Below are 22951 nucleotides of genomic sequence, written 5' to 3' on the forward strand. Positions count from 1 at the left end.
GGCCGTTAGGAAGCGGTTTCACGGCAATATCCGGCTGATCGCGACCTCCCCGCTTCCGTCGGACGCGGCAGCCCGCTGGCGGTCGAGGATATTCTTGACGAAACGGAGCGGCACCATTTCCGTGCTGAGCCTGCCGGCGGTCATGTTGCCGCCATGCCGGCGGACGAGCAGGCTCACCCGGTCGAGCTTCTTCACCGCTATCCCGGCCTCCGACGCCCGGGCGAACCAGTCCGTATCCTCCGCGAAGCGCAGCTTGTCGTCGAAAAGGCCGATCCGCGCAAAGGCGCTGCGCCGGAAGATGGCGGCGCCGATATAATAAGGGAAATTCTTTTCCGGATTGTCGACATATTCCCAGCGATCCGGGTCCGCGCAAAATCTCAGCAGCTGGCCATGGCCCGTCACCACGTCGAGTGCGGGATCGGCGCGGAATGCGTAGAGCGATGCGGCGATCTTGTCGGCCGGCCAGAGATCGTCGACGTCGAGGAAGGCGATGAAATCGCCCGAGGCGGCTGCGATGCCGCGGTTCCGCGCCGCCGCGGGGCCCTTGGCCGGCTGCCGGATCAGCTCCACAGGGATAGGAAGGGCGGCGACGGCCTCGACGATGGCGTCCGTCGACCCGTCGTCGACGATGATGATCTCCAGCTGCGGATGGCCCTGCGCCAGGATCGATCCGACGGCCTCGGCAACGAAGTGGGCGCCGTTGTGGACCGGAATGACGACGCTGACGAGCGGATGGTCGGGCGTTTCGACCGCGGTCGCCGGCGGCGCCGGCGCATGCGGCGCCTGGAGCAGCGCGCGCAATGTCAGCGGAACCCGTTCGACATCCTTGCCGAGCAGCAGCCGATAGCCCGGAAGCGCCGCCACCAGCCGATCGACGAAGCGGAGTGTATAGTCTCCCGCATGCGGCAATTGGCACATGGTGGTGAAGGCGGCCGCATCCTTGAGCAGATGCGGGGGCGCCCGTTCGACGGAAGTATCCTGGCTGGCCGCGAACGCCGGCGTCAGGATCGCGGCCAGGGGCAGCGCCGGCGCCAGCGCCTCGGGCATCCGGTCGTGGAGGAATATCACGCCCTTGGGATCGACCCCGGCCAGGCTCGGCAGGAATTGCGGGGCGAGATCCGCGAAGCGTCCGGCATCGGCCGCCTCCACTTTGGCCGTGCAATAGAGGTTGTGCGCGGTCGGTTCCGGGTCCAGCGTGACGATCAGATAATCGTCGGCGACATAGCGCAGGCCTGCCTTCAGCGCGGCGAGCGCGGTGGTGGATTTGCCGACGCCGCCCTTGCCGGTGACGAGCAGGCCGCCAACCTCGTTGCCGATGGCCGCGGCGTGGAGCAACTGGCCCCCGCGCGTCTCGATCCACCAGCTGAACAGGGTGCGGAGGGGCGAGGCGATCGTCCAGAACGGCATCTGGCGGGCCGACCGGACCCAGAAGATGCCCTCCTTTCCCTCGACATCGAACAGGCTGAGCGAATGTTCGCCCCAGTTGAAGGCGCTCCTGACGCGGGCGCTGAGCATCGTCCAGATGTCGGCCCGGTCGGTGAAGCACATGGTGGGGCAGGGGCAGGGCGGCAGCGCCAGCCCGCTTTCCTCGCTTTCCCAGATGCGAAAGACGATGTCGGGCGCGTTGTGCCGGGGAACGCAAAGATGGGCCAGAGCGGGCAGGAGCGCCTCGCGCAGTCGCGCGCCCGCAAAGACCAGGCGGACGACGGCGCCCGCCACCGCCAGATCCTGTTCCCACACTCCGGTCGCGGCCTCGGCCCGAATGGCCTGGCCGCGAACGGCATCGAAGAATGCGCGCTGTTCGGCCTCCGGCTTGTCGGGCAGATCCGAAGGACTTGCATGCGGCATGTCGGGTTTTCGGCGCTTAGTCTGTGACGGCGAGACGGGCGTTGCGCGCACGTCGCGCGGCGAAACCGGTCGGTCCGTAACGCTTCAGAATTTCGTGACCGAGCGCGCGGGAAAGCCCGGCCCGTTCCTCGGACGTGGCCAGGCGAAGCAGGTGCGCGGCGCGGCGCAAGTGACGGAAGCCGCTGCGTTCGTCCTCGCCCTGCATGGCGAAGATCTCGAACTTCTCGACCAGGCTCGATCCGCCGGCGATCGCGGCGACGACCGGATCGGGAACGGGGATTTCGAACCGTTCCTTGAGATAGGTGAGCGCGAGGCTGAGCCGCTGGGTGAGGCGGTAGCGGGCGGCGAAGGCGATCATCCTGTCCCAGTCCACCGCTTCGCTGCCGCGCAGGATCATCGCCGCGTCCGCGACCCAGCGCATCGGCGGCGCCATGTTCCAGCGCATGCCGTGGATGAGCACGTGCAGCAGCAGGTCGGTGGCCGAGGGGCGGAGGACCGGCACCCCGCTGACGTCGAGCGGCACCGCATGGTCCCAGAAATGACGATCCGCCTCCTCGCTCAGGCATTCGAACAAAATGTGCCAATGCAGGTCCACTTCGCCTCGCGACGGGTGGATGTGGGACACGGCGTGGCGGATCGCCAGTTCCTGATTCCACGCATGGCGGGCCGCGCGGAAGCCGCGTCCCTGGAGCAGCCGGCTTGCCTCCGCCGCCTTGCTCTTGGGCACGACCAGGTCGAAATCGTTCATCGGACGCGCTGCCGGGCCGTCGTAAAATGCCAGTGCCAGCGGCAGTCCCTTGCTGACCATCACCTTTATCCCGGCCTGGTGGAGCAGGCCGAGCAATTCGGCGGCGACCGATGCGCGCTGCGCCGATCGCACCCAGCTGTTGCGATAAACGCCCTTCAGCCGCGGCATGACCCGGTCCTGCACGCCCAGCCGGGCCATGTTCGCATAGAGCAGCGGGATCAGGTTGAACGTGCCTTCATCCACATGTCCGGCGAAGTCCGTCCGGTCGCGCCAGGCCCGATAGGCGGCGACGGCATCGTCGCCTGTTCCGATCGCGGCCTTGAGGAGAAGCTCCTGGTCCCGGTTGGGCCACAGGCGGCCATGCGATCCGGTCTTCAGCATGAGCTGGCCTGCTTCAGCCGGACGGCATTGCGCAGCGCCCGCAGATGGTCGGCACGATAATCGTCATGCTGGTGCACGCTGTTGGCGGCGTGGATCCGCCTTTGCAGGACGATCTCGTTGGTGGCGCGCGACACCAGCTTGCGGGCGGCGGCCCGCGCCACCCAATCGACCATCTCGCCCGCCTTCAGGCTCGGGTCCAGCGGCCCGACCCGCTCCCAGGCGGCGCGTCGGATCAGCATCGCACCGGCCAGGCGGCCGGCGATCTGCGAAGAGGCCGACAATGCGGCTCGCTTAGCCGCCGGCAGATCGGGACTGTAGAACTGGTCCACCGCGCCGAAGACGTAATCGGGCTCCGCGACGTCGTTCAGCAGGGCGAGGCGGAGCGCGAGGCTGCCGGCGGTCCACAGATCGTCGGCGTCGAGGAAGGCGATGACGTCGCCGCGGGCCAGCGCCACGCCGCGGTTGCGGGCGGCCGACATGCCTTCGCGATTCTGGCGATGATAATGGATGCCGCCGTCGGCCGCCGCCGCCGCGGCGCTGCCGTCGGTCGATCCGTCGTCGACCAGCACGATCTCGTCGGCAGGGCGCAGCTGGCCGCGTGCCGAGGCAAGCGCCTCCGACAGATACGGTCCGCCGTTGAAACAGGGTATGACAAGGCTGACCCTTGCCGATCCGGACTGCCGGGGCGCCATGGCAGCCTAGGCGCCGACCGGCGCCGGGACCGGCCAGCCCACTTCGTCCACGTCGTGGATGGGATCCAGCAACAGCAGGTCCTGCATGTCCGTGTAACGCTGGAGCCGGGGAGGGGCATAGGCGCCGCCGATCGCGGGCGGGGAAAATTCGCCGCCGGCGCCGGCCGCCTCGCGGATCAGGTCGTTCGCCTTGAGATCGGTGACGAACGCGCCGGCCGCCGCTTCCGCCTCGTCCCGGCCGATCGCATAGGCCGCGACCAGAGCATCGGCCAGGGCGGCCATGTCCTGCTTCTGTTCGATGCCGGCCCAGAGCAGTGCGCCGCTGCCGTCGGTGCTGAAATAATGGCCGCTTCCCAGATGCATGATGATCGCTTCGCCATCGATCACCTCGCCGGCAACGGAAGGCGTATTCATTTCGTAGCGATCCATCTCCGCCTCATCTGCGTGCCGACATCCGATCCGTCCCCTTCATGGCACGGTTCGTCTCGCGACCTTCTCTAATGTCAGTAAGGCTGTGGGGGAAGTGGGAGCGGATGGAACTGCCGCAACGAAAACTTGGCAGGGCCGCTTGGCAAGGCCGACGAATTCGGCAACATGTTTCCCGAAGGTGGTCTCGCCGCCATTTGTTCAGCCTGGGATGAGGATATTCAAAAGTGGCTTCACGTTTCGCTTACCTGCTCGCGGCCGCCGGCGCCGCTCTGGCGCTTTCGCCCGCCCTCGCCGCTTCGCCCCAGGATGCCGATTTCCTGAAATTCCCGCTGGCGACGAACGTCAGCGCGGCCGAGGTTCCCGCCTTCGCCTGGCTGGTGCAGCAGGGCGACGACAGGATCATCATGTTCGCACGCGGCCCTGCCTTCAAGCCGGTCAGGCTGTTCACCCGCACCGATGTCGACGGCCAGCCGATTTCCGATGTCCGGCTGTCTCCCGACGGCAGCTTCGTCCTGTTCCGGACCGCTCTGCCTTATGCGGGCGGCAAGGCCTATAATCCCGCCGGCCTGGTCGAACCGCCGCAGCCCATTTGGTGGATCCTGGAGACGAGGGCCGGGGCAAAGCCGGCGCAGCTGGATATCAGCGGCAGCCCGACTTTCTCTCCCGACGGCAAGAAGCTGCTCTACAGGCAGCAGCGCGATCTGTGGGCGATCGACCTCGGCGCCGCGCCCGGTGAACCGAAGCTGCTCGCCAAGGGCGCCGGCGCCTTCGGTGGGGCGGTCTGGACCAGGGACGGCAAGGGTTTCTACTTCGTCCAGGATCGGGGCGGCTATGCCTTCCTCGGCCATTACCGCCTGGGCGCGCCGCAGGTCGAATGGCTGGTGACGGGCCCGGACCGGCTGGCGAGCCCGGTCCTGTCGCCGGACGAAAAGACGATCGCCTTCCTGCGCTTTCCGGGGCGCCAGAACGACGTCACCTATGATTATACGGAGAGCGAGCCGTTCGCGGTCGACACCGTCGATCTGGCCAGCGGCACTGTGCGCAATTTGTGGGAGACGCGCGAGCGCGCGGTCCTGTCCGGCCTGGAAGATGGCGACAATGCGCTGCGCTGGGTCGGCAATGACCGGATCGTCTTCTATTCCGAACATGACGGCTTCGGTCGGCTCTATGCCGTGCCGCGGACGGGCGGGGAGATCAGCGCGCTGACGCCCGCCAGGTGCGAAGCCGCGGAAAGCGAGCCGGCCGGGCCGGACATGCTGCTGGTCGTGCATAATTGCCGCGACATCGACACGCGGCAGCTGTCGCTCGTCAACGTTCGCACCGGCCAGGAAAAGCCGCTGGCGAGCAAGGACATAGTCATGGCGAACGCGATGGCGATCGCGGGCAGCCCCTATATCGCCTTCGTCGGCGGCAATGCCGAAGAGGCGCCCTTGCTGCGCGTGCTCGACACCCGCACCGGCCAGCTGGCCCTGGCGGAGAAAGCGGCGGATTACGGCTATCGCTACAGCTATACCGGCCTGGCGCCGAAGGCGGTGCGGTTCAAGGCAGCCGACGGCGGCACCGTTCCGGGGCAGCTTTTCCTGCCCGCAACGCCCGGGCCGCATCCGGCGCTCGTCTACGTCCATGGCGGGCCGCCCCGGCAAATGTATCCGGCCTTCCATTATTCCGATTATTATGCCGCCGATTACGCGATGAACCGGCGGCTGGCGGAGCTTGGCTATGTCGTGCTCAGCGTCAATTACCGGTCCGGCATCGGTTATGGCCGCGCCTTCCGCGAGGCGCCCAAGCGCGGTTGGCGCGGCGCTTCGGAATATCAGGACGTGCTGGGCGCCGGCCGCTGGCTGGCCGCCCGCGACGATGTCGACAGGAAGAGGATCGGCATCTGGGGCGGCTCCTATGGCGGCCTGCTGACCGGCCAGGCGCTGGCCCGCGATTCCGACCTGTTCAGCGCCGGCGTTGCCGTCCATGGCGTGTTCGACTGGAGCTGGCCTTCGGATCGGCCGGGCCATCTCAATCCGAGCGTCTTCTTCGGCGTGAGCGAGGACGACAGGGCGCTGGCGCGCAAATCCTCCCCGATCGGCGCGATCGACGGCTGGCGCTCGCCGGTCCTGCTCTTCAGCGGCGACGAGGATATGAATGTCGACGTCCGCGAAACCGTCGACCTCGCCCAGAAGCTCAAGGCCCGCAATGTCGACGTCCGCACCGTCCTGATCCCCGGCGAGGGCCACGGCTTCGCCCGCAACCAGACCTATCGCCGCTTGTGGCAGGAGCAGCAGCGTTTCTTCGAAGAGAAACTGGACGGGAAATAAGGAGGCCCCAGAGCCTGATCGTTTGAGGGGGAAGCGCTTCGTGCTTCCGCCGATGACGTGAATCAGGCTTTATTCAAATCTCTATAGCCTGTTCGTTTGAGGTGGGAGCGCTTTGCGCTTCCACAGATGACGTGAATCTAGCCTCTCCTCTTCAGGGGAGGACGCAGCGTCTGGACTGTCTCCCAGACAGTCCTTGGCTCCGCTGCATGGATGGGGCCTGTGGAGCTTCGGTCCGATTAGGGTCCGGACCCTAGATCGCCGACACTTCAGCAACTATGGCGCCCTTCAGCGCACCACCGGCAGCTCGATATAGGATGCATTGTCGCCGTCGTGGAGAATGGCGTTGTTCGCCGCCACGCCGACCGTTTCCGTCTCGTTGGCCCCGCCCGTATTGAGGTTGCGCACGAATTTGGGAAAATTGGACGAGGTCACCTCGACGCGGATGCGATGGCCTTTCTTGAACGTGTTGCTGGTCGTCATCGGCGTCGGCTTGATCGTATAGACCTGGCCCGACTGCATCATTTCCGGCCGATCGAAGCCGTTGCGGTAGCGTGCGCGAAGGATCGTGTCGCCCAGGATATAGGCGGTGCCGTCGGGCGCCACGTCGACCAGCTTGACCGCAAAGTCCGTGTCCCTGGCGCTGGACTGCACCTTCAGCACCGCGTCGACGAAGCCGGTCACCTCCATGTCGCTTTCCAGCGGATCGCTGGTGTAGACGAGCACGTCGTCCCGGGCCTCGATCACCCTTTGATCATAGGCGCCGGGAATGACCATGCCGCCATTGCAGCAATCGCCGCCGCCGATCGTCTGCACCGGGTTCATAGGATCGTAGATGTAGCGGTCCGCCGCCTCGCCGGCCGGCGGCGCCTGCAGCGACAATTTGCCGTCGCCATAGATGCTGTTGGCGCGCCCGGAGCTGCGCAGGTACATGCGCACCGTCTTGGCGTCGCGCGGCGGCCATTGTGCGGCCGCGTTCCATTCATTCTCGCCCATCGTGAAATAGCGGACATGGGGCGTCGAATCCGGAAAGGCGCGGACGTCGCCCTTCAGCCAGCGGTCGAACCAGCCGAATATGGCGCCGTCGACGTCGAAGCTGGTATCGCCCATCTCACGCTCGCCGATCACCGTGTCGGGGCCGAGGCGGCTATAGCCGCAATGGGTGGAAGGGGCGACGACGACATATTGGTTGGCGCTCGCTTCCTTGTCGGTGCCGGCGGCGCGGGCATGGTTGAACAATTCCATGTTCGGCCCGATCGACACGTCGTACCAGCTGTTGAACCACAAAGCGGGGACGCCCCAGCCCATATCGTCATGATAGAGGCCGCCTTCACGCCAGGCCGGATCGGCCGGTGTGCGCTCGATCAGCTCGTCGAAGGTCTGGCGCGGCTCGCCCAGTCCCGACAGCATCTGATCGACGGGCAGCGACTTGATCCGCTTGCTCCATTCCACCTTCGGCTTCTTGGCGGTGAGATCGTTATATTGGGTGATATAGGCCCGCGTCTTCGGATCGAGCCCCGACGGCAGCTGCGCCCGCAGCGGATTGTCGACGCCGTAGAGCCAGGCGAAGAACAAAGTCCGCGGGACGCCGCCCCTGTACCAATTGCCCTGTTCCTGGAACCGGCCGACCTTGCCGATGCCGGCACCGGCGGCCATCGGCACCATCGCCGCATGGGCGGGATGGTTCTGCGCGGCCAAAGCCAATTGCCATTCGGCGGAGGAGGAGCAGCCCAATGTGCCGACCTTGCCGTTCGACCATGGCTGCTTGGCAATCCACGTCAGGGCGTCATAGCCGTCGGTCTGCGGATAGCCGAGGATCTGGAACTTGCCCTCGGAGAAATAGCGGCCGCGTTCGTTCTGGACGATGAAGACATAGCCGCGCTTCACGGCCTTCAGCAGCGACTGGAGCGTGCCGCCCTGGGGCACATGCTCGTTATAGGGGGTCTTCCACAGGATGGTGGGGAACGGGCCCTTCTTGCCCTTGGGCCGGTAGATATTGGTCGAAAGGCCGACGCCGTCGCGCATCGGCACCAGCAAAGCGGTTTCGGAATCGGCGAGCGTCGCCAGCTCCCTGGCCAAAGCCTCCTCGCTATATTTGGAATAATCCTGCGCGCGCGCCGGTACGCTCGCCACCATCGCCGCCAGGGCAATCATCGTCGCCACGCGCTTCATCCATCATCCCCTATGTGCGGTTTCATCTCAGGTTGGGATTTTCATGTCAGGCGCATCGCCAGGCTGTCAAGCGGATGGGAGGAGGGGAGAGCGGATTTTATTATCTTACCAGTGCTTTCGGAAGCGAAGGCGAGGAGGAGCGAGGGCTGCCCCTAGCCATTGTCGCCAAACGCCCTAAGCTCCCGTGAGGGCATTTGCGCTCTTCTCTCCGGGACTGGCTCTCCTGGAACGGGCACGATGCGCGATTGATGAACGGAGTTGAATATCTACGTGACGCACAAAAATCGGGGTGAGGCGAGATAGTGATTCAGCACATTGGCACCGTCACTATTCGATTGCACTTCCGATCCGCCTCTCACTCGATCGTCACGCCGACCACATGCCAGCGGCCGTTCTCCTGCTCCAACGTGACCGTCTCCAACGCCTCGGGTTTGTTGGCAAAATGGGTACGGAACTTCACGACCTGATAGCCCATAGGGGGCGCGGGCAAGCTCTGCTGGCTGGCGAACACGCGCGAGATTACAGCGCCGAGAGGCACTCGCCCCTTTTCGTTCACCTCGGCCCAGACCGGAGCAGTGTTCAGTTTTCGGAAGGCCGCACCGGTCGCCCGATAACTTTCCTGCCAACGTCCCTGATCGACCAGGGTCAGCCATTGGCGGGCCGAATCCACCACCTCCGAACTTGGCGCCTCGCTTGGGGCGATCGACGTCGGCTGAGCGGTAGGAGCGACGTCGGGCAATGCGGTGAGGGCCAATAGCCCGAGAGCAAGCGTCATGATGAGAACTCCGATAATGATCCAAGGATGGCGGTGCAGGCGCTTCACGCCGCTGGCCGGCACCGATGCGTCATTCATCCAGGTGGGACCTGCGTCTCCCCCGATTTCTGCGTCCCCAAGGAAATGGGGGTCCAGTGAACGCGAACTGACGCTTTCGACTTCCAACAGAAGGCGTGCCGCCTCGCGGCTGCTCGATACCGCCATTTTGCGTCGGGCGTCGCGAAGCCGTTCGTTGATCGTGTGGACCGAAAGGCCGAGGCGGCGCGCAATCGACTTTGCGTCATGACCGCGGACGATCAAGCGAAGGGTCTGCTTCTCCTTCTCGGTGAGCGTCCAACAATTTTCCTGCACCGGTATGTTCATTATCCAGGAACTCTAGGTCACGGGATTGTCCGCATGTACCCCGAAAAATTTGTATCGAGGCAGAAGTCCCCCCCTAAGAATCTAAAGGCCTGGGTTGGGGTATGCACCCCAACCGGCAATGACCCCTTTCCACCCTTAGCGGGGGAAGGCGACGATCAGTAGCCCCACGGCTCGCAAGCCACCCCATTCCCGTCCCAGTCTATGGCGCAACAAAAAGGTTGCGATGGCCCCGCATCCAAAATGTTCATGTAAGTTGCTTGGCGGAGACCCGCGGGCAATCGCCCCTGCTCTGTCAGCTTTTCTCGGACCGTTGGGCTCTTTCCGCCTTTAGCCGCTGAAGATCCTTTTCGCCGTCTTCGGCCATCTCCAGAAGCGCCGCGGTGGTGCGAGGGTCATTGATGTATTGCGCGAGGCGGCGGCATCGCTCGATCCGCTCCCGCATGTGATCCAGTGGGTCGTCGCTCATGACACGGCCCAACTCCAGGACGACAGCAACGTTCCGAACAAATCGTTACAGGGGTCACTTTGAGCATTTGGTGACAGCTCGAAGATCGTCGCACTTGTGCAACGTGAGCTTCTACAGATGCGACAATTTAGAGCGGACGCCCACTCGGCAGCTCCAGCTGGATCGCCGATCTCGAGGGGCGGACCGGTCGCACGCTGACGCCGCAGAAGCGGTGGCCGAAATCTAAGAAAAGTGACTGGCACCGCAATATTCCGGCGCTCGCGACCGCGCCATGTTCTTGTAATGTTCCAATTTGTCTGCTATGCGATCCTGTGCAGTCAATCCAGGATTTTCGCGCGTCGGCATGGCTTTGGGCGGATCAGCGGTCCGCGCATCGAGGCATGGGTTTGCCTGGCGATTGCAGAATGGTTTTTTTCGTCCCTTGGGAAGCCGAACCTTCTGAACCTTTCCCTCGGCAGGGCTCTTTCTCATTGTTGCAATTTCTGGCTGCCGTGCATCGCGGCGCCGCGGCCGGGGCGGGCGCATATCCCCATGGTGGGCCGTCCGCCCCAGCCGATCGCCGAACCCGCATTTCGGCGATCGCGCCGTCCGGATGTGAGCGTCTCAAGAGTAACCGAACGGGCTGCAGGCAGGAAAGAATCCGCCGGCATTGGCATCTGGAGGGGAGAGGGGCGGAACCCATGCGTCGCTGGGGCGCTACCCTGCGAATGACGGGGAGCCTTTCACATTGAAGACCTGCTTTGGCCGATAGCCATTTTTTCGGACTGGCAAGCTATCATGTCGCGATAACCGCCATCGGCGCGGGCATCATCCTGTCCTTCTGGATCCCGCGCTTCGTGTCGGGGCGCGAGCCGGCGGCGTCCGCCTTGCTCATCCTCTTCGGCCTCATCGCCTTCTCGTTCCTGCCCGGCATGCCTGCCGCCCTCGATCCGCGGACGGCGCCGAAGATCTGGGAATATACCAGCGAACTCGCCGTCATCGTCGCTCTGTTCGGCACGGGCCTTCGCATCGACAATCTGCGGAATTACCGGCGCTGGCAACCGACGGTGCGCCTGCTGGCGGTGGTGATGCCGCTGACGATCCTGGCCGTTGCCCTGCTCGGCTGGGCCCTGGCGGGGATGACGCTGGCCGGCGCGCTCCTGCTGGGCGCGGTGCTGGCGCCGACGGATCCGGTGCTGGCCGGCGACGTCCAGGTCGGGCCTCCGACGGAAGGCGGCGAGCATCCGGTACGCTTTTCGCTCACCACCGAGGCCGGCCTCAATGACGGGCTGGCCTTCCCGTTCGTCTATCTCGGGCTGATCGTCGCCGCGGAGGGCTTCGCACCCGGCTCCTGGGCCATCGAATGGCTGGCGCGCGACGTCGTCTACCGCATCGGAATCGGCGCGGCCTCGGGCGCCGCGATCGGCTGGCTGCTTGGCCGGATCCTCTTCGCGATCCCGGCGCGGAACGTCCTGGCCGATACGGGATCGGGCGTGCTGGCGCTGGCCGGGGTCCTCCTTTGCTATGGAGCGACCGAACTGATCGAGGGCTATGGCTTCATCGCCGCGTTCGTCGCCGGCCTGGCTCTTCGCAGGGCCGAGGCGGGTCACGAATTCCACGGGACGCTGCACGGCTTCAACGAAGCGATCGAACATGCGCTGACGGCGATCCTGCTGATCATGATCGGCGGCGTGCTTCCCGTGCTGTGGCCGGAACTGGATTGGCGGCACATCGCGATCGGGCTGGCGCTGATCCTCGTCATCCGCCCGCTGGCCGGCTGGTGGGGCTTGCGCGGCACCCCGCTCAGGCCGCGGGAACGCTTCGTCGTCGGCGCCTACGGCGTCCGCGGCATCGGCTCGATCTACTATCTCGCTTATGCCACCAGCCATCTCGAATTCGTGAACGAGGGCCAGCTGTGGGCCACCATCGCTTTCACCGTCGCGACGTCGACCGTGATCCACGGCCTCTCGGCGAGCACCGTGGTCGAGCGCGTGACGCAGGAGGAGAGTGGCGAGGATGCATGATCGTTAGGCCGCCGGCCGCAGACCCGAAAGCGGGGGAAGGGGCCTGCCTGGTTAAGAGCGGGCATTTCCGGCCGGGGTTTGAACCGGATAGGGATTTCGAATAACGTTCGTTTCCATATGGCCCGATTGTTTCCAACTAGATATAGAGGCAATCTTATCGGAGTAGAGATGGCCTATTGGAGCAGGGACGGCCTATCGGAGTTGGGGTGGTCCTTGGAGTAGAGACGGCCTGTTGGAGTGGATATGGCTACGAATGCAGTGAAGAAGTCGAAGCCTGCCGCGGCGCATCCGTCCCGCCGGACGGCGAAGGCGGCGGCGCCTGTGTCTCCGAAGCGGAACTTGCGCTGTGATGCGCCGACTAACCTGGGCAAGCATGTGCGCCACCTGCGCCGCGAACGCGGCTGGAGCCTGAGCACGTTGGGCGGCAAATGCGGCATTGCCGCATCGACGCTTTCGAAGGTCGAGAACGGAACCCTTTCCCTCACATACGATCGCCTGCTGATGGTCGCGCAGGGCTTCGGGCTCAGCCTGTCGGAATTCCTGGCGATCCCGAGCGATGCGTCCAACAATAGCAGCCAGGGGCTGGCGCGGATGAGCTTCGCCCGCGCCGGATCCGGGGAACGGGTCGATACGCCCGGCTATGAATCCTATTATGTGTGCAACAATCTGCGCCACAAGCAGATGGTGCCGATCAGGACCTATTCGCGCGCGCGCACCCTGGAGGAACTCGGCCCGCTTCTGCGCCATGAAGGCGAAGAGTTCATCGTCGTGGTCCAGGGCCGGATCGAACTGCATACGGAATTTTACGAACCCGAAATCCTGGAGGCCGGCGAAGGCGTCTATCTCGATAGCCAGCAGGGGCATGGATATATCAATGCCGGGGAGGGCGAGGCGGTCGTCTTCTCGATCAACTCCCAGGGCCCCGACAAGCTGCTGAAGCCGCGCACGATATCGAACGAGGACTGACGCGCGATAGGATTGCGGCCGTAGCGCGGCTATGGCGTGCCCGAGCGCCGGCCGCACGTACGCGCGCCGGACGAAACCGACGGAAGATTGCGTGCATATTGTAAGCTGGCGCTGGAACGCCCCCCGCCGTAACGCCGCCACGATGTTGATTGCGTCATGACGACCGGGCAGGAATTGCCGATCCAGGTCGCCGCCCTTTATCGCTTCACTGCGGTCGCCGATTGCGCGGCGCTGAAAGCCAGGCTGGAGCGGGCCTGCGCCGACTTCCATCTTCATGGAACGCTGCTGGTCGCGCCGGAAGGGATTAACGGGACGATCGCCGGCACCCCCGCGAGCGTGGAGGCCGTGCTCGACCTGATCCGCTCGCTGCCGGGCTGCGCCGATCTGTCCGCGAAGCTCAGTCGCGCCGCCGAAATGCCGTTCCACCGGATGAAGGTGCGGGTGAAGCGCGAGATCGTGACGATGGGCGAGCCGGACATCGATCCCCTGGCCGGGGCCGGCCATTATGTGGCGCCAGCGGATTGGAACGATTTCGTATCGGCGCCGGGGACGATCCTGATCGACACGCGCAACGATTATGAGGTGGCGATCGGCTCCTTTGCCGGGGCGATCGATCCCAAGACGAAGAGCTTTCGGGATTTTCCGGCCTGGTTCCGGGCAAAGCGGGCCGCGCTGCTCGATGGCGGCAACGGGCAGGGAAGCGAGGGCGCGGCGCCGCCGCGGGTTGCGATGTTCTGCACCGGCGGCATACGCTGCGAAAAGGCGACGGCATTCCTGAAGGCCGAAGGGGTGGACGCGGTCTATCATCTCGAGGGCGGGATCCTCAAATATCTCGAGACGGTGCCGGCCGCGGAGAGCCTCTGGCAGGGGGAGTGTTTCGTGTTCGACGAAAGGGTCGCGGTCGGTCACGGCCTGGCACCGGGGACGCACCGATTGTGCCGGGCCTGCCGGCGACCGGTGAGCGAGGCGGACCGCGCATCCGCCTTGTACCAGGAGGGGGTGCGCTGTCCGGCCTGCCATGACGAGAGGGACGACGCGCAACGCGCGCGCTATGCCGAGCGGCATTTCCAGACCGGATTGGCCGAAAGGCGCGGCGTAAAGCATGTCGGCGCGGCCTGGCGCGGCGGCGGAGAGGACGGTCCGTCCTCCGATGACTGAACGGCCGATCCTCTATTCCTTTCGGCGCTGCCCTTATGCGTTGCGGGCGCGGATGGCGATCGCGGCCAGCAGCACGGTCTGCGTGCTCCGCGAGGTCGCCTTGTCGGCCAAGCCGCCGGAGATGGTCGCGGCCTCGCCCAAGGCAACGGTGCCGGTGCTGGTGACCGAGCAGGGCGACGTAATCGACGAAAGTCTGGGGATCATGCGCTGGGCGCTCGGGCGGAACGATCCGGAACATTGGCTGGACCATGAGGATGAGGCCGCGCCGCTGATCGCCGCCAATGACGGTCCGTTCAAATTCCATCTCGACCGCTACAAATATCATAGCCGCCACGGCAGCGACAAAGAGGCGCATCGTATCGCGGCGCTGGCGATCCTGGCGGAGCTCGAGGCGCGGCTCGGCCGGTCGTGGGAGCTTTGCGGCGGTTCCCGATCCCTCGCCGACGTGGCGATCATGCCGTTCGTGCGGCAGTTCGCGGACACGGATCGCGACTGGTTCGACGCGCAGCCCCTGCCGTTCCTGCAAGCGTGGCTGGCAAGGCATCGGGATTCGGCCTTGTTCGAAGCGGCCTGGCGGCTACGGCTTCAACCCTGGCGGGCGGGCGACCCGGACATTCTCTTTCCGGAGGCGAAGCCGGTGAGCGGCATCTAGGTCCGAACCCCGCCCGCCGTGCACGCGCCGAGGAAAAGCTGCGAGAACCGGTTTTGCGGCAATGACTTGCGCCCAAAGCGGCCCGGGCGCCTATGACGAAGAGCAGGGGCAGGTTCTCTATCTGGCACCCGATCGACGCGGGCGAATCTGGTAGGAGGCGGGTTCAGCCGAAGGTGAAGGCGAAGGCTTCGACGCCCGGGTCGAGGAACTCGATTTCGAACAATCGCTCCGTGACTGGGCCCTTCTGGCGGACGAGCTGGTAGAGGCGCTGGCCGTCGATCGTGCCGTTGCCGGCCGCGTCGACGTCTACGCCATGGTCGTCGCCGGGAGGCTTGCCGTCGATCCGGATCCTGAAGCGGACGGGCTTGCCGGGGGCGTTGCCGAGCACGAGATGGAGATCGCGGGCGTGGAAGCGGTAGGTGATGCCGCCGCCGGCGCGTTCCAGCCGGGCCTGCTGCCGTTCCACCGTCCAGCGGCCGTCCAGCGCCCATTGGTTGAGCGTGAGCGGGGCAGGGGCATAGGTTTTGATCCGGTCTCGAACGATACCGCCCGGCGACATGAAATTGGCCGCCCTGGCATAGCCGATATAGGTTTCGGGCGAGCGCAGCGAGCGGATGGCGGCGGCCGCTGCGACGCCTTCCAGGGCGACGCGGGCGGCGGCCGTGCCGGGATCGCGGCCCGCCTCGGCGAGCAATTGCCGGATCACCTGTTCCGACCGGGCGTAATTGCCCTCGCCGAAATGATGGTAGCGGACACGTCCCTGGGCATCGATGAAATAATGGGCGGGCCAGTAGCGGTTCTTGAAGGCGCGCCAGACCGCATAATCATTGTCGACGGCGACCGGATAGGTCACGTCCAGGTCGCGGACCGCCGTGGCGACATTGTCGAGATCCTTCTCGAATGCGAATTCGGGGGCGTGGACGCCGATCACGACCAGGCCGTCATCCTTGTACCGTTCCGCCCAGGCCCGGACATAAGGCAGGCTGCGCAGGCAATTGATGCAGGAATAGGTCCAGAAGTCGATCAGCACCACCTTGCCGCGCAACTGCTCGCGGGTGAGCGGCGGCGAATTGATCCAATGCGTGATGCCGTCCAGCGGCGGCAGGACGCCTTCGACAGGGAGATCGAGCTTGCCGCCTTTCTCCTTGACCGCAGTGGTGTCCATCTCGTCCTTCATCCCCAGCGTGCGGGCCAGACTTTGCTCGATGGCGTTGGTCTGTGCGGTCGAGATCTTGGCGAGATAGTTGGTATCGAGACCGAGCGCGATGGCGGCGACGCCGATCAGCACCAGCGCGCCAAGCCCGCGGCGAATCCATTCGCCGGCTCCGAGCGAGTGCTTCATGGACTTGAACAGCGGTCCGCCGATCAGCAAGGCGAGCGCAAGCGAGGTGGCCGCGCCGAGCGCATAAGCGAGCAGCAGGAGCGACGTGCCGATGCTCGCGCCCTGGAGCGCGGCGCCGGTCAGGATCAGCCCGAGGATCGGGCCGGCGCAGGGCGCCCAGAGCAACCCGGTGGCGATGCCGAGCAGGAAGGAGGAACCGATGCTCGGCCGGTCGCCGGGTCCGCCTTTGTCGGCCGATTGCGAGAGGCGGGATCCCCAGGCGACCAGCGGCCGCATCGCGCGGTCGGCGAGCGCCGGGAAGAGCAAGGCCAGGCCGAAGAAACCGAGCAAAAGGATCGCCGCCCAGCGGCCATATTGATTGGCCTGGACCGCCCAGCCACCGCCCACTGCGGCGAGGGTCGCGACCGCCATGAACATCAAAGCCATGCCGGCAAGCATCGGCAGGCCGCTGCGCAGGAAGGGCTGGCCGGCGCGGGCGAAGACGAAAGGCAGAACGGGAAGGATGCACGGACTGATGATCGTCAGCACGCCGCCCAGATAGGAAAGGAGAAGAAGCAGCATCCGGCCTCTAAATGGCGTGGCGGGCCCGTCCGATCAAGGCTTGTGGCCTGCTACTGCGTCGCCAGCTTCGCCACCACGTCGAGAAGCACGTCGGCGCCTGCGGCGATCTGGTCGGGATCGCTATGTTCGCGCGGATTGTGGCTGATGCCGTCGCGGCTGGGAATGAAGATCATCGCCGACGGGCAGATGCGCGCCATCATCTGGGCGTCGTGGCCGGCGCCCGAGGTCATGCGGCGGACCGAAAGCCCGCGCTCCCGCGCGGCTTCGTCGATCAGTGCGCAAAGTCCCTGGTCGAAGATGACGGGCTCGAACCGGGTCAGCGTTTCGACGGTGACGGCGAAGCCCTGGCTCGCGAGATCGTCCAGAAAGGCGGCAAGGGCCCTTTCATGGTCCCGCAGCCGGCTTTCGACCGGGTCCCGCAAGTCCACCGTGAAGGTCGCACGGCCCGGTACGACGTTGATGATGTCGGGTTCGAAGGCGATCGAGCCGACCGTCGCGACGCCGCCCGGTGAGTTCGAGTCCATCAGGTCGCGCAGGAAGGTGATAACCCGCGCGGCCGCATGGCCGGCATCGCGGCGCAGCGCGATGGGGGTGGTGCCGGCATGGTTGGCGGTGCCTTCTATCTTCACCTTCTGCCAGGAAATGCCCTGGAGGTTCTCGACCGATCCGATCGCAATTCCCTCGCTCTCCAGGACCGGCCCCTGCTCGATATGAAGCTCGATATAGGCATGTGGTGTGACGAAGCCCGGGGCGGCGGTGCCGGCATAGCCGATCCGCGCAAGCTCCTCGCCGAGGACGGTCCCGTCCGTGCCGATCGTCGCCAGCGCCCGGTCGAGGTCCAGGCCGCCCGCATAGACGAGCGAGCCCATCATGTCGGGCGCGTAGCGGGCGCCTTCCTCGTTGGTGAAGGCCCCAACGATGATCGGCCGCTTGAGGTCGTGCCGGACCGGCCGGAGCGCGGTGACCACCTCCAAAGCGGCGAGGATTCCATAGGGGCCATCGTAAATGCCCGCATTGACGACCGTGTCGATATGGGAACCGAGCATGATTGGTGCCGCGTCGGCATCTCCGACAGACCATTTTCCGAAGACGTTGCCGATCCGATCGACGATGATGTCCAGCCCCGCTTCCTCCATCCACGACGAGACCAGGTCGCGCGCCATCTTGTCTGCATCGCTGGCGGCGAGGCGAATGAGCCGGCCATCATCGTCGCGGCCGACCTCGCCCAGCCGGACGAGCCGGGCCAGCAGGCGTTCGGCATCGATCGAGCGGGCGCTCATGCCGGAACCGCCGCTTCGCCGACCTGCTCGGGCGCGATCCCGACCAATTCGCGGTAACGCACGGGATCGGTCGCACCCTCGGTGTTGATCACGAAGATGCGGGAATCCGGCCCAAGCCGCAACGCCTCCCGAATATGCGCGTCGGCAACGGCGCGGACGAAGCCGGCGAGACCGACGCCGCCGCTTTCCCCGGAAACGATCGCGGGGTCGCCGCCGCGCGGGCGGGCGAGGCGGTTCATGATCGCGACGGCATCCTCCTCATCGACGGTCATGAAGGCATCGGCGGTGCGTGAGAGAATGCGCCACGCGGTCGGTGAGGCTTCGTAGCATTCGAGCATCGCCATCACGGTCGCTTCGCCGTGGGGGATCTTGACGACTTGCCCGGCCCGGGCCGTTTCGAAAAGGCAGGCCGCCCGACCGGGTTCGACCACGACCACGGCCGGCCGGTCGCCGCCATGGAGATGCTCCAGATAGCCGGCCACCGCCGCGGCGAGCCCGCCCACGCCGGCCTGGACGAACACATGGGTGGGCCGATCGGACAGCGCATGCATCGCTTCGCGAATCAGCGCCGTATAGCCTTGCATGACGAGGCCGGGAATTTCCTCATAGCCGGGCCAGGACGTGTCGGAGACGATCATCCATCCTCTTTCACGGCTGACCCGCGTCGCCTCCGCGACGGAATCATCATAGGTCCCCTCGACCCGGATCATCTCCGCGCCGAAGCGCGCGATGGCAGCGATGCGTTCGGCGCTCACGCCGGAATGGACGAAGATCGCGCAGCGGGCGCCGAGCATTTGCGCCCCCTGCGCCACCGACCGGCCATGATTGCCGTCGGTCGCGCAGGCCATGGTCAGCCCCTCGGCCACCTCTCGCACCGGCGCGGAGGTCATTTCGTCGAAGCCGATCCTGCGGCCCAGCGTGCGGCTTGCCTGTTCCAGCAGGAGGGTGGCGACGGCATAAGCCCCGCCGAGCGCCTTGAAGCTGCCGAGGCCGAAGCGCGTGCCCTCATCCTTCATATGGACGGACGCGACGCCCGCTTCGCGTGCCAGGGCTTCGAGCGAAAGGAGCGCTGTCGGCCGGTGGTCGGGCCGGCAGGACAGATAGGCGGCGACATGATCGTCGGCATTTTCGAATATCGACGCGTCGCGGGGATCGAGCGGCTGGCGATGGCTGCGGTGGCTGTTGACGAGAAACATGATTCCTCCCTTTGCAGCAATTCTAGTTCTTCTTTTCCGATAAATATGCTCTGATTTGCCCATGAAGATGCAAGTTTGTTTCGTCAGGATAGCCGATGACCAGCCCTCCCGCTTCTCATGATCTGGATCGTTTCGATCGGGACATTCTCGCCATCCTGCAGCAGGACAATATGACCACCCAAAGAAGGATAGGGGAGGCGATCGGCTTGTCCGCTCCGGCCGTCCAGCGCCGGATCAGGCGCATGGAAGCGTCCGGTTTCATCGTCGCGAACATGGCGGTCGTGAATCCGGATCTGGTCGGGCGGCCGCTGACCATCTTCGTCGAGGTGGAGGTGGAAAGCGAACGGACCGATCGGATCGACGGGATGAAGCGCCGCTTCGCTGATGCGCCGGAGGTCCAGCAATGTTATTATGTGACCGGGGACGCCGACTTCGTGCTGGTCGTGACGGTGTCGTCGATGGGCGAATATGAGGCCCTGACGCGCCGCTTGTTCTTCGCCGACGACAATGTCCGCCGTTTCAAGACCTTCATCACGATGGACCGCGTCAAGACCGGCCTGGCGGTGCCGGTGTAGCGCGCGGCGCTCGTCACGAAGCGCAGGTGCCGGCGGGAGGCACCTGCTTCAGCCCCCGTCCGGCGGCGATGCCGGTCGGCTTGCCGTCGCTGACCGTGACGGCGCCGTTCACGAGCAGCGTATCGACGCCCTCGCTCAACACCGCCGGATGAACATAATCGGCGCGCGGCCGGTAGCTGTCCGGATCGAAGACCAGAATATCGGCGAAATGGCCCGCCCGGAGCCGGCCGCGCCGGTCCAGCCCGAAACTGTCCGCCGCCCGGCTGGTGCTGCCGTTGATGAAGGTGGCGAGGTCGATCGTCTTCCGGTCCAGGACATATTTGGCATATTTCTGGGGGTAGGTGGCATACATGCGCGGATGACCGTCCGATCCATCGGATCCGGTCATCACCCAGGGTTGCTTCATCAGCAGCTCGATATCGGCCTCCACCATGTTGAAGGACACGACGGGGCTGCCATTCGCGCTTTGCCGGATGATCCGCAGCGCGGCATCGATGGCATCCGTCTGCCATGCCTCCGCCATTTCGGCGAGGCGCCTGGCCGTCCAGGGCTGGCCCGGCTCGGTCAGCAGGACCGACTGCGCGCCACCCCGGCGGCGGAGATTTTCGCGCATCTCCGTCTTTATTCTTGCCAGCGCCGCCGCATCGTCGAACCGTGCCAGCATGGCTTCGCGTCCATCGGCCAGCGCCCAGCGGGGCAACAAGGCCGGCTCGAGCGCGCTGCCCGAAGCCTCCCAGGGATATTGATCGGCGGTCACGTCGAGCCCGGCTTTCCGCGCGGCATCGATCGCGGCGACGATCTGCGGCGCCATGCCATGAACGTCTACGCCGAGGGCCTTGAGATGGGCGAAATGGACCGGGATCCCCGCCGCCCGGCCGATCTCGATCGCTTCGGCGATCGATCCCATCAGGCCGATCCCGTAGGAGGATTCGTCGCGCTGGTGCGTGTCGTAGACGCCGCCGCGCCGGCCCGCCTCCCGGGCGAGGGCAATGACCTCCTCCCTATTCGCGAAACTCTGCGGCGCGTAGAAAAGCCCGGCCGACAGACCGAGGGCGCCTTCGCACATGCCGTTGGCCACCATCGCCTTCATCCGTTCGAGTTGCGCCGGCGCGGGAGCCTGGTCGCTCTCGCCGAGCACGCTCTGGCGAACTGCGCCGAAGCCGACATAAGCCGCCACGTTGGTGCCGACCGGGTTGCGGTCGACGGCGTCCAGGAAGGCGCCCACTTCGTTCCTGCCGTCAGGCTGGCCGTAGCCGTCCACGCCTGCGAACACAGTCGTCACGCCTTGCATCAGCCATGGAAGATTCAGGCGTTTCGCAGTGTCGGTGCCGGTAAGAAATTCCTCGGCATGGGTGTGGGGATCGATGAAACCAGGCGCGACGATCTTGCCGCGGGCATCGATGATCCGCTTCGCCCGGTAGGGATTGGCGGCAGTGGGCCCGACATAGACGATCTTGTCGCCCGCAATCGCAACGTCGCCCACCACGGGCGCCGTGGAAGTGCCGTCGAAGATGGCGCCACCGCGAATGACGACGTCGCTGCTTTCCTGCCCGTTCGCGGCTGGTGCGGCGCCTATCGCCGCGACGAGAAAGGCGCAGGCGAGAACGGTCTTCAATCGCCTGCCAAAGTGGATATCATCCATGGTCCCGATCAGTCCATCCGCCGAAAGCGGATGGCCTTGGCGCGTTCGCTGGAAATGGTGAAGCCCTGGCCATCCGAATCGAAAGCGAGGGCGGAGCCATAGGCGCCCTCCCATTTGTCGCCCTTGCGGGTGAACTCGAATTTAGTGGCCTCGGTGACGAAGGGCGAGGAGACGTTGGCGGTGAGCTGATCGCCGGCCGTCACGATATCGTAGGTGGCCATCAATTCTTCGGATGCGTAGCGGCCGTCGGGCTTTGCGGACGTGGGCCCGGCTGCTTCCGGGGCGGCGAGGATGTTCGCTTCGACGGCGTTCATCACGGCATCGGACTGCTGCTGCGGATCCTTGTCGGCGCGGTTGCAGAAGACCGCGACGCCGAGCCCGCGTTCGGGCAGCCGCGCATACATATGGCGAAAGGCCTCGGCGCCGCCGCCATGGCCGACATAATATTGGCCGCGGCGCTGGCCGACCATCAGGCCGGCCGCATAAGCGAGGCCGGAGTCGCCTATCATAACCGGTTTGCCATCGGCGAACTTGCCGGGTTCCAGCAGGATCTTGCGCACCGCGGGTGTCCAGACCTTATGTCCGACGGCTATGTCATGATCGAAACGGGCAAGGTCGTTCACCGACAGCATCAGCCCGCCGGAGCCGCTGAAGCTCGGATAGGTGTCGCGTATCTCGTAAATGTCGTCCTTCAGCACATAGCCGTGCGCCACATTGGCTACGCTCGGCCGGTGATCGTTGAGGAAATGGCTGCGCTCCATGCCGAGCGGTTTCAGGATCGATAGTTTGGCAAAGTCCGCGAAGGGCATGCCGCTGACACGCTCCACAAGCTCGGCAAGCAGCAGATAGGCGCCATTGGAATATCTATAGTCCGTGCCCGGCCGGAAGTTGGTTTCCTTCTGCCGGTAGAGCAGCTTTACGGCCGTGTCCTTCTTGGTTCCCGACCAGTCGGTCACGCCCGCCAGCCGAAGCACTTCCAGGGAATCGCGGATCCCGCTTGTCATGTTCAGCAGCATCCGGACCGTGACGGGGACTTCATAGGCAGGCAGATCCGGCAGATATTTGCGGACGTCGGCGTCCAGGTCGATCTTGTTCCGGGTGGCCAGGATGGCGACCGCCAAGGCGGTGAACTGTTTGGAGACCGAGGCGGCGTAGAAGAGGGTATCTCCGTCCAGGGGTTTGCCAGCTGCGATGTCGGCGGCGCCGCTCGACGTCACGAACAATGTCGTGCCGTTGCGGAAGGCGCCGGCGACGCACCCGGGTGCCGCCATGCCCTTGGGATCGGCGATCGCCTGCCTCACCTTGTCCATGTCCGCCGCCTGCAGCGGAGAGGATAGCAGCGCCGAAGCGAGGAGGCACGAAAGCAACTTGGTCTTCATTCTTGTTCCCCGAAAGA

Annotated in this window: 18 protein-coding genes; 6 read left to right on the forward strand and 12 right to left on the reverse strand. The window is 65.3% G+C overall.

Annotated features, from left to right (window positions below):
- Nucleotides 1-18: 18 nt before the first annotated feature.
- The 4 genes from RQX22_RS16040 to RQX22_RS16055 are packed head-to-tail and all read right to left on the reverse strand — an operon-like array spanning nt 19 to nt 4098.
- On the reverse strand, nt 19-1848 hold the full coding sequence (locus RQX22_RS16040) for a glycosyltransferase (protein ID WP_315727673.1): 1830 nt from the start codon (nt 1846-1848) through the stop codon (nt 19-21).
- Between the two features lie 16 nt (nt 1849-1864).
- The gene (locus RQX22_RS16045) at nt 1865-2977 is read right to left on the reverse strand and encodes a nucleotidyltransferase domain-containing protein (RefSeq protein WP_315727675.1); all 1113 of its coding nucleotides are present in this window, start codon (nt 2975-2977) and stop codon (nt 1865-1867) included.
- Entirely contained in the window at nt 2971-3669 is a 699-nt protein-coding gene (locus RQX22_RS16050; RefSeq protein WP_315727676.1) for a glycosyltransferase family 2 protein, read from the reverse strand. Before RQX22_RS16050 ends, RQX22_RS16045 begins: the two co-directional genes overlap by 7 nt.
- 6 nt (nt 3670-3675) lie before the next feature.
- Entirely contained in the window at nt 3676-4098 is a 423-nt protein-coding gene (locus RQX22_RS16055) for a PqqD family protein (RefSeq protein WP_315727678.1), read from the reverse strand.
- A gap of 224 nt (nt 4099-4322) precedes the next feature.
- On the opposite strand from RQX22_RS16055, the gene RQX22_RS16060 reads away from it, so the two are divergent.
- Nucleotides 4323-6407, forward strand: a complete 2085-nt coding sequence (locus RQX22_RS16060) for a S9 family peptidase (protein WP_315727681.1) — start codon at nt 4323-4325, stop codon at nt 6405-6407.
- A 285-nt stretch (nt 6408-6692) separates the two neighbouring features.
- Here the strand turns inward: RQX22_RS16060 and RQX22_RS16065 are convergent, their stop codons facing one another.
- The 3 genes from RQX22_RS16065 to RQX22_RS16075 form a co-directional block, all read right to left on the reverse strand.
- Complete coding sequence (locus RQX22_RS16065) at nt 6693-8576, reverse strand: CocE/NonD family hydrolase (protein WP_315727682.1); 1884 nt, start codon at nt 8574-8576, stop codon at nt 6693-6695.
- Between the two features lie 355 nt (nt 8577-8931).
- Nucleotides 8932-9714 carry a DUF4019 domain-containing protein gene (locus RQX22_RS16070; RefSeq protein ID WP_315727684.1) on the reverse strand — a complete coding sequence of 261 codons (783 nt, stop codon included), beginning with the start codon at nt 9712-9714 and terminating at the stop codon, nt 8932-8934.
- Between the two features lie 292 nt (nt 9715-10006).
- Entirely contained in the window at nt 10007-10180 is a 174-nt protein-coding gene (locus RQX22_RS16075; protein WP_315727686.1) for a hypothetical protein, read from the reverse strand.
- A gap of 740 nt (nt 10181-10920) precedes the next feature.
- Between RQX22_RS16075 and RQX22_RS16080 the strand changes: the two genes are divergently transcribed.
- The 4 genes from RQX22_RS16080 to RQX22_RS16095 all read left to right on the forward strand — a co-directional run bounded on the left by RQX22_RS16080 (nt 10921) and on the right by RQX22_RS16095 (nt 14959).
- Nucleotides 10921-12183 (forward strand): cation:proton antiporter, encoded by a 1263-nt coding sequence (locus RQX22_RS16080; RefSeq protein ID WP_315727687.1) that lies wholly within the window; start codon nt 10921-10923, stop codon nt 12181-12183.
- A 243-nt stretch (nt 12184-12426) separates the two neighbouring features.
- Complete coding sequence (locus RQX22_RS16085; protein WP_315727689.1) at nt 12427-13149, forward strand: helix-turn-helix domain-containing protein; 723 nt, start codon at nt 12427-12429, stop codon at nt 13147-13149.
- Nucleotides 13150-13305: 156 nt separating this feature from the next.
- Complete coding sequence (gene trhO / locus RQX22_RS16090; RefSeq protein WP_315727691.1) at nt 13306-14307, forward strand: oxygen-dependent tRNA uridine(34) hydroxylase TrhO; 1002 nt, start codon at nt 13306-13308, stop codon at nt 14305-14307.
- Nucleotides 14300-14959, forward strand: coding sequence for a glutathione S-transferase (locus tag RQX22_RS16095; protein WP_315727693.1), 660 nt, complete (start codon nt 14300-14302; stop codon nt 14957-14959). The genes trhO and RQX22_RS16095 overlap by 8 nt, the downstream gene beginning before the upstream one ends.
- Nucleotides 14960-15122: 163 nt before the next feature.
- Here RQX22_RS16095 and RQX22_RS16100 read toward each other — a convergent pair whose 3' ends face one another.
- From RQX22_RS16100 to RQX22_RS16110, 3 genes are read right to left on the reverse strand one after another with little or no spacing between them, the layout of a single operon-like run.
- Entirely contained in the window at nt 15123-16862 is a 1740-nt protein-coding gene (locus RQX22_RS16100) for a cytochrome c biogenesis protein DipZ (RefSeq protein WP_315727694.1), read from the reverse strand.
- Nucleotides 16863-16912: 50 nt separating this feature from the next.
- A complete protein-coding gene (locus RQX22_RS16105) occupies nt 16913-18142 on the reverse strand; it encodes a Zn-dependent hydrolase (RefSeq protein ID WP_315727696.1) in 1230 nt (409 codons plus the stop codon).
- Nucleotides 18139-19338, reverse strand: a complete 1200-nt coding sequence (locus RQX22_RS16110) for a diaminopropionate ammonia-lyase (protein WP_315727697.1) — start codon at nt 19336-19338, stop codon at nt 18139-18141. Before RQX22_RS16110 ends, RQX22_RS16105 begins: the two co-directional genes overlap by 4 nt.
- Before the next feature lie 95 nt (nt 19339-19433).
- On the opposite strand from RQX22_RS16110, the gene RQX22_RS16115 reads away from it, so the two are divergent.
- Entirely contained in the window at nt 19434-19913 is a 480-nt protein-coding gene (locus RQX22_RS16115; protein ID WP_315727699.1) for an Lrp/AsnC family transcriptional regulator, read from the forward strand.
- A gap of 13 nt (nt 19914-19926) precedes the next feature.
- Here the strand turns inward: RQX22_RS16115 and RQX22_RS16120 are convergent, their stop codons facing one another.
- Entirely contained in the window at nt 19927-21555 is a 1629-nt protein-coding gene (locus RQX22_RS16120) for an N-acyl-D-amino-acid deacylase family protein (protein ID WP_315727701.1), read from the reverse strand.
- An 8-nt stretch (nt 21556-21563) separates the two neighbouring features.
- Nucleotides 21564-22934 (reverse strand): serine hydrolase domain-containing protein, encoded by a 1371-nt coding sequence (locus tag RQX22_RS16125; RefSeq protein WP_315727703.1) that lies wholly within the window; start codon nt 22932-22934, stop codon nt 21564-21566.
- Between the last annotated feature and the right edge of the window lie 17 nt (nt 22935-22951).

The sequence above is a fragment of the Sphingosinicella rhizophila genome (genome assembly GCF_032378825.1).
GTDB lineage: Bacteria > Pseudomonadota > Alphaproteobacteria > Sphingomonadales > Sphingomonadaceae > Allosphingosinicella > Allosphingosinicella rhizophila.

Excerpts from the sequence above, each read along its gene's own strand:
- RQX22_RS16040 (WP_315727673.1), bottom strand. The coding sequence starts at position 1,848 with ATGCCGCATGCAAGTCCTTCGGATCTGCCCGACAAGCCGGAGGCCGAA.
- RQX22_RS16045 (WP_315727675.1), bottom strand. The coding sequence starts at position 2,977 with ATGCTGAAGACCGGATCGCATGGCCGCCTGTGGCCCAACCGGGACCAG.
- RQX22_RS16050 (WP_315727676.1), bottom strand. The coding sequence starts at position 3,669 with ATGGCGCCCCGGCAGTCCGGATCGGCAAGGGTCAGCCTTGTCATACCC.
- RQX22_RS16055 (WP_315727678.1), bottom strand. The coding sequence starts at position 4,098 with ATGGATCGCTACGAAATGAATACGCCTTCCGTTGCCGGCGAGGTGATC.
- RQX22_RS16065 (WP_315727682.1), bottom strand. The coding sequence starts at position 8,576 with ATGAAGCGCGTGGCGACGATGATTGCCCTGGCGGCGATGGTGGCGAGC.
- RQX22_RS16070 (WP_315727684.1), bottom strand. The coding sequence starts at position 9,714 with ATGAACATACCGGTGCAGGAAAATTGTTGGACGCTCACCGAGAAGGAG.
- RQX22_RS16075 (WP_315727686.1), bottom strand. The coding sequence starts at position 10,180 with ATGAGCGACGACCCACTGGATCACATGCGGGAGCGGATCGAGCGATGC.
- RQX22_RS16085 (WP_315727689.1), top strand. The coding sequence starts at position 12,427 with ATGGCTACGAATGCAGTGAAGAAGTCGAAGCCTGCCGCGGCGCATCCG.
- trhO (WP_315727691.1), top strand. The coding sequence starts at position 13,306 with ATGACGACCGGGCAGGAATTGCCGATCCAGGTCGCCGCCCTTTATCGC.
- RQX22_RS16095 (WP_315727693.1), top strand. The coding sequence starts at position 14,300 with ATGACTGAACGGCCGATCCTCTATTCCTTTCGGCGCTGCCCTTATGCG.
- RQX22_RS16100 (WP_315727694.1), bottom strand. The coding sequence starts at position 16,862 with ATGCTGCTTCTTCTCCTTTCCTATCTGGGCGGCGTGCTGACGATCATC.
- RQX22_RS16105 (WP_315727696.1), bottom strand. The coding sequence starts at position 18,142 with ATGAGCGCCCGCTCGATCGATGCCGAACGCCTGCTGGCCCGGCTCGTC.
- RQX22_RS16110 (WP_315727697.1), bottom strand. The coding sequence starts at position 19,338 with ATGTTTCTCGTCAACAGCCACCGCAGCCATCGCCAGCCGCTCGATCCC.
- RQX22_RS16115 (WP_315727699.1), top strand. The coding sequence starts at position 19,434 with ATGACCAGCCCTCCCGCTTCTCATGATCTGGATCGTTTCGATCGGGAC.
- RQX22_RS16120 (WP_315727701.1), bottom strand. The coding sequence starts at position 21,555 with ATGGATGATATCCACTTTGGCAGGCGATTGAAGACCGTTCTCGCCTGC.
- RQX22_RS16125 (WP_315727703.1), bottom strand. The coding sequence starts at position 22,934 with ATGAAGACCAAGTTGCTTTCGTGCCTCCTCGCTTCGGCGCTGCTATCC.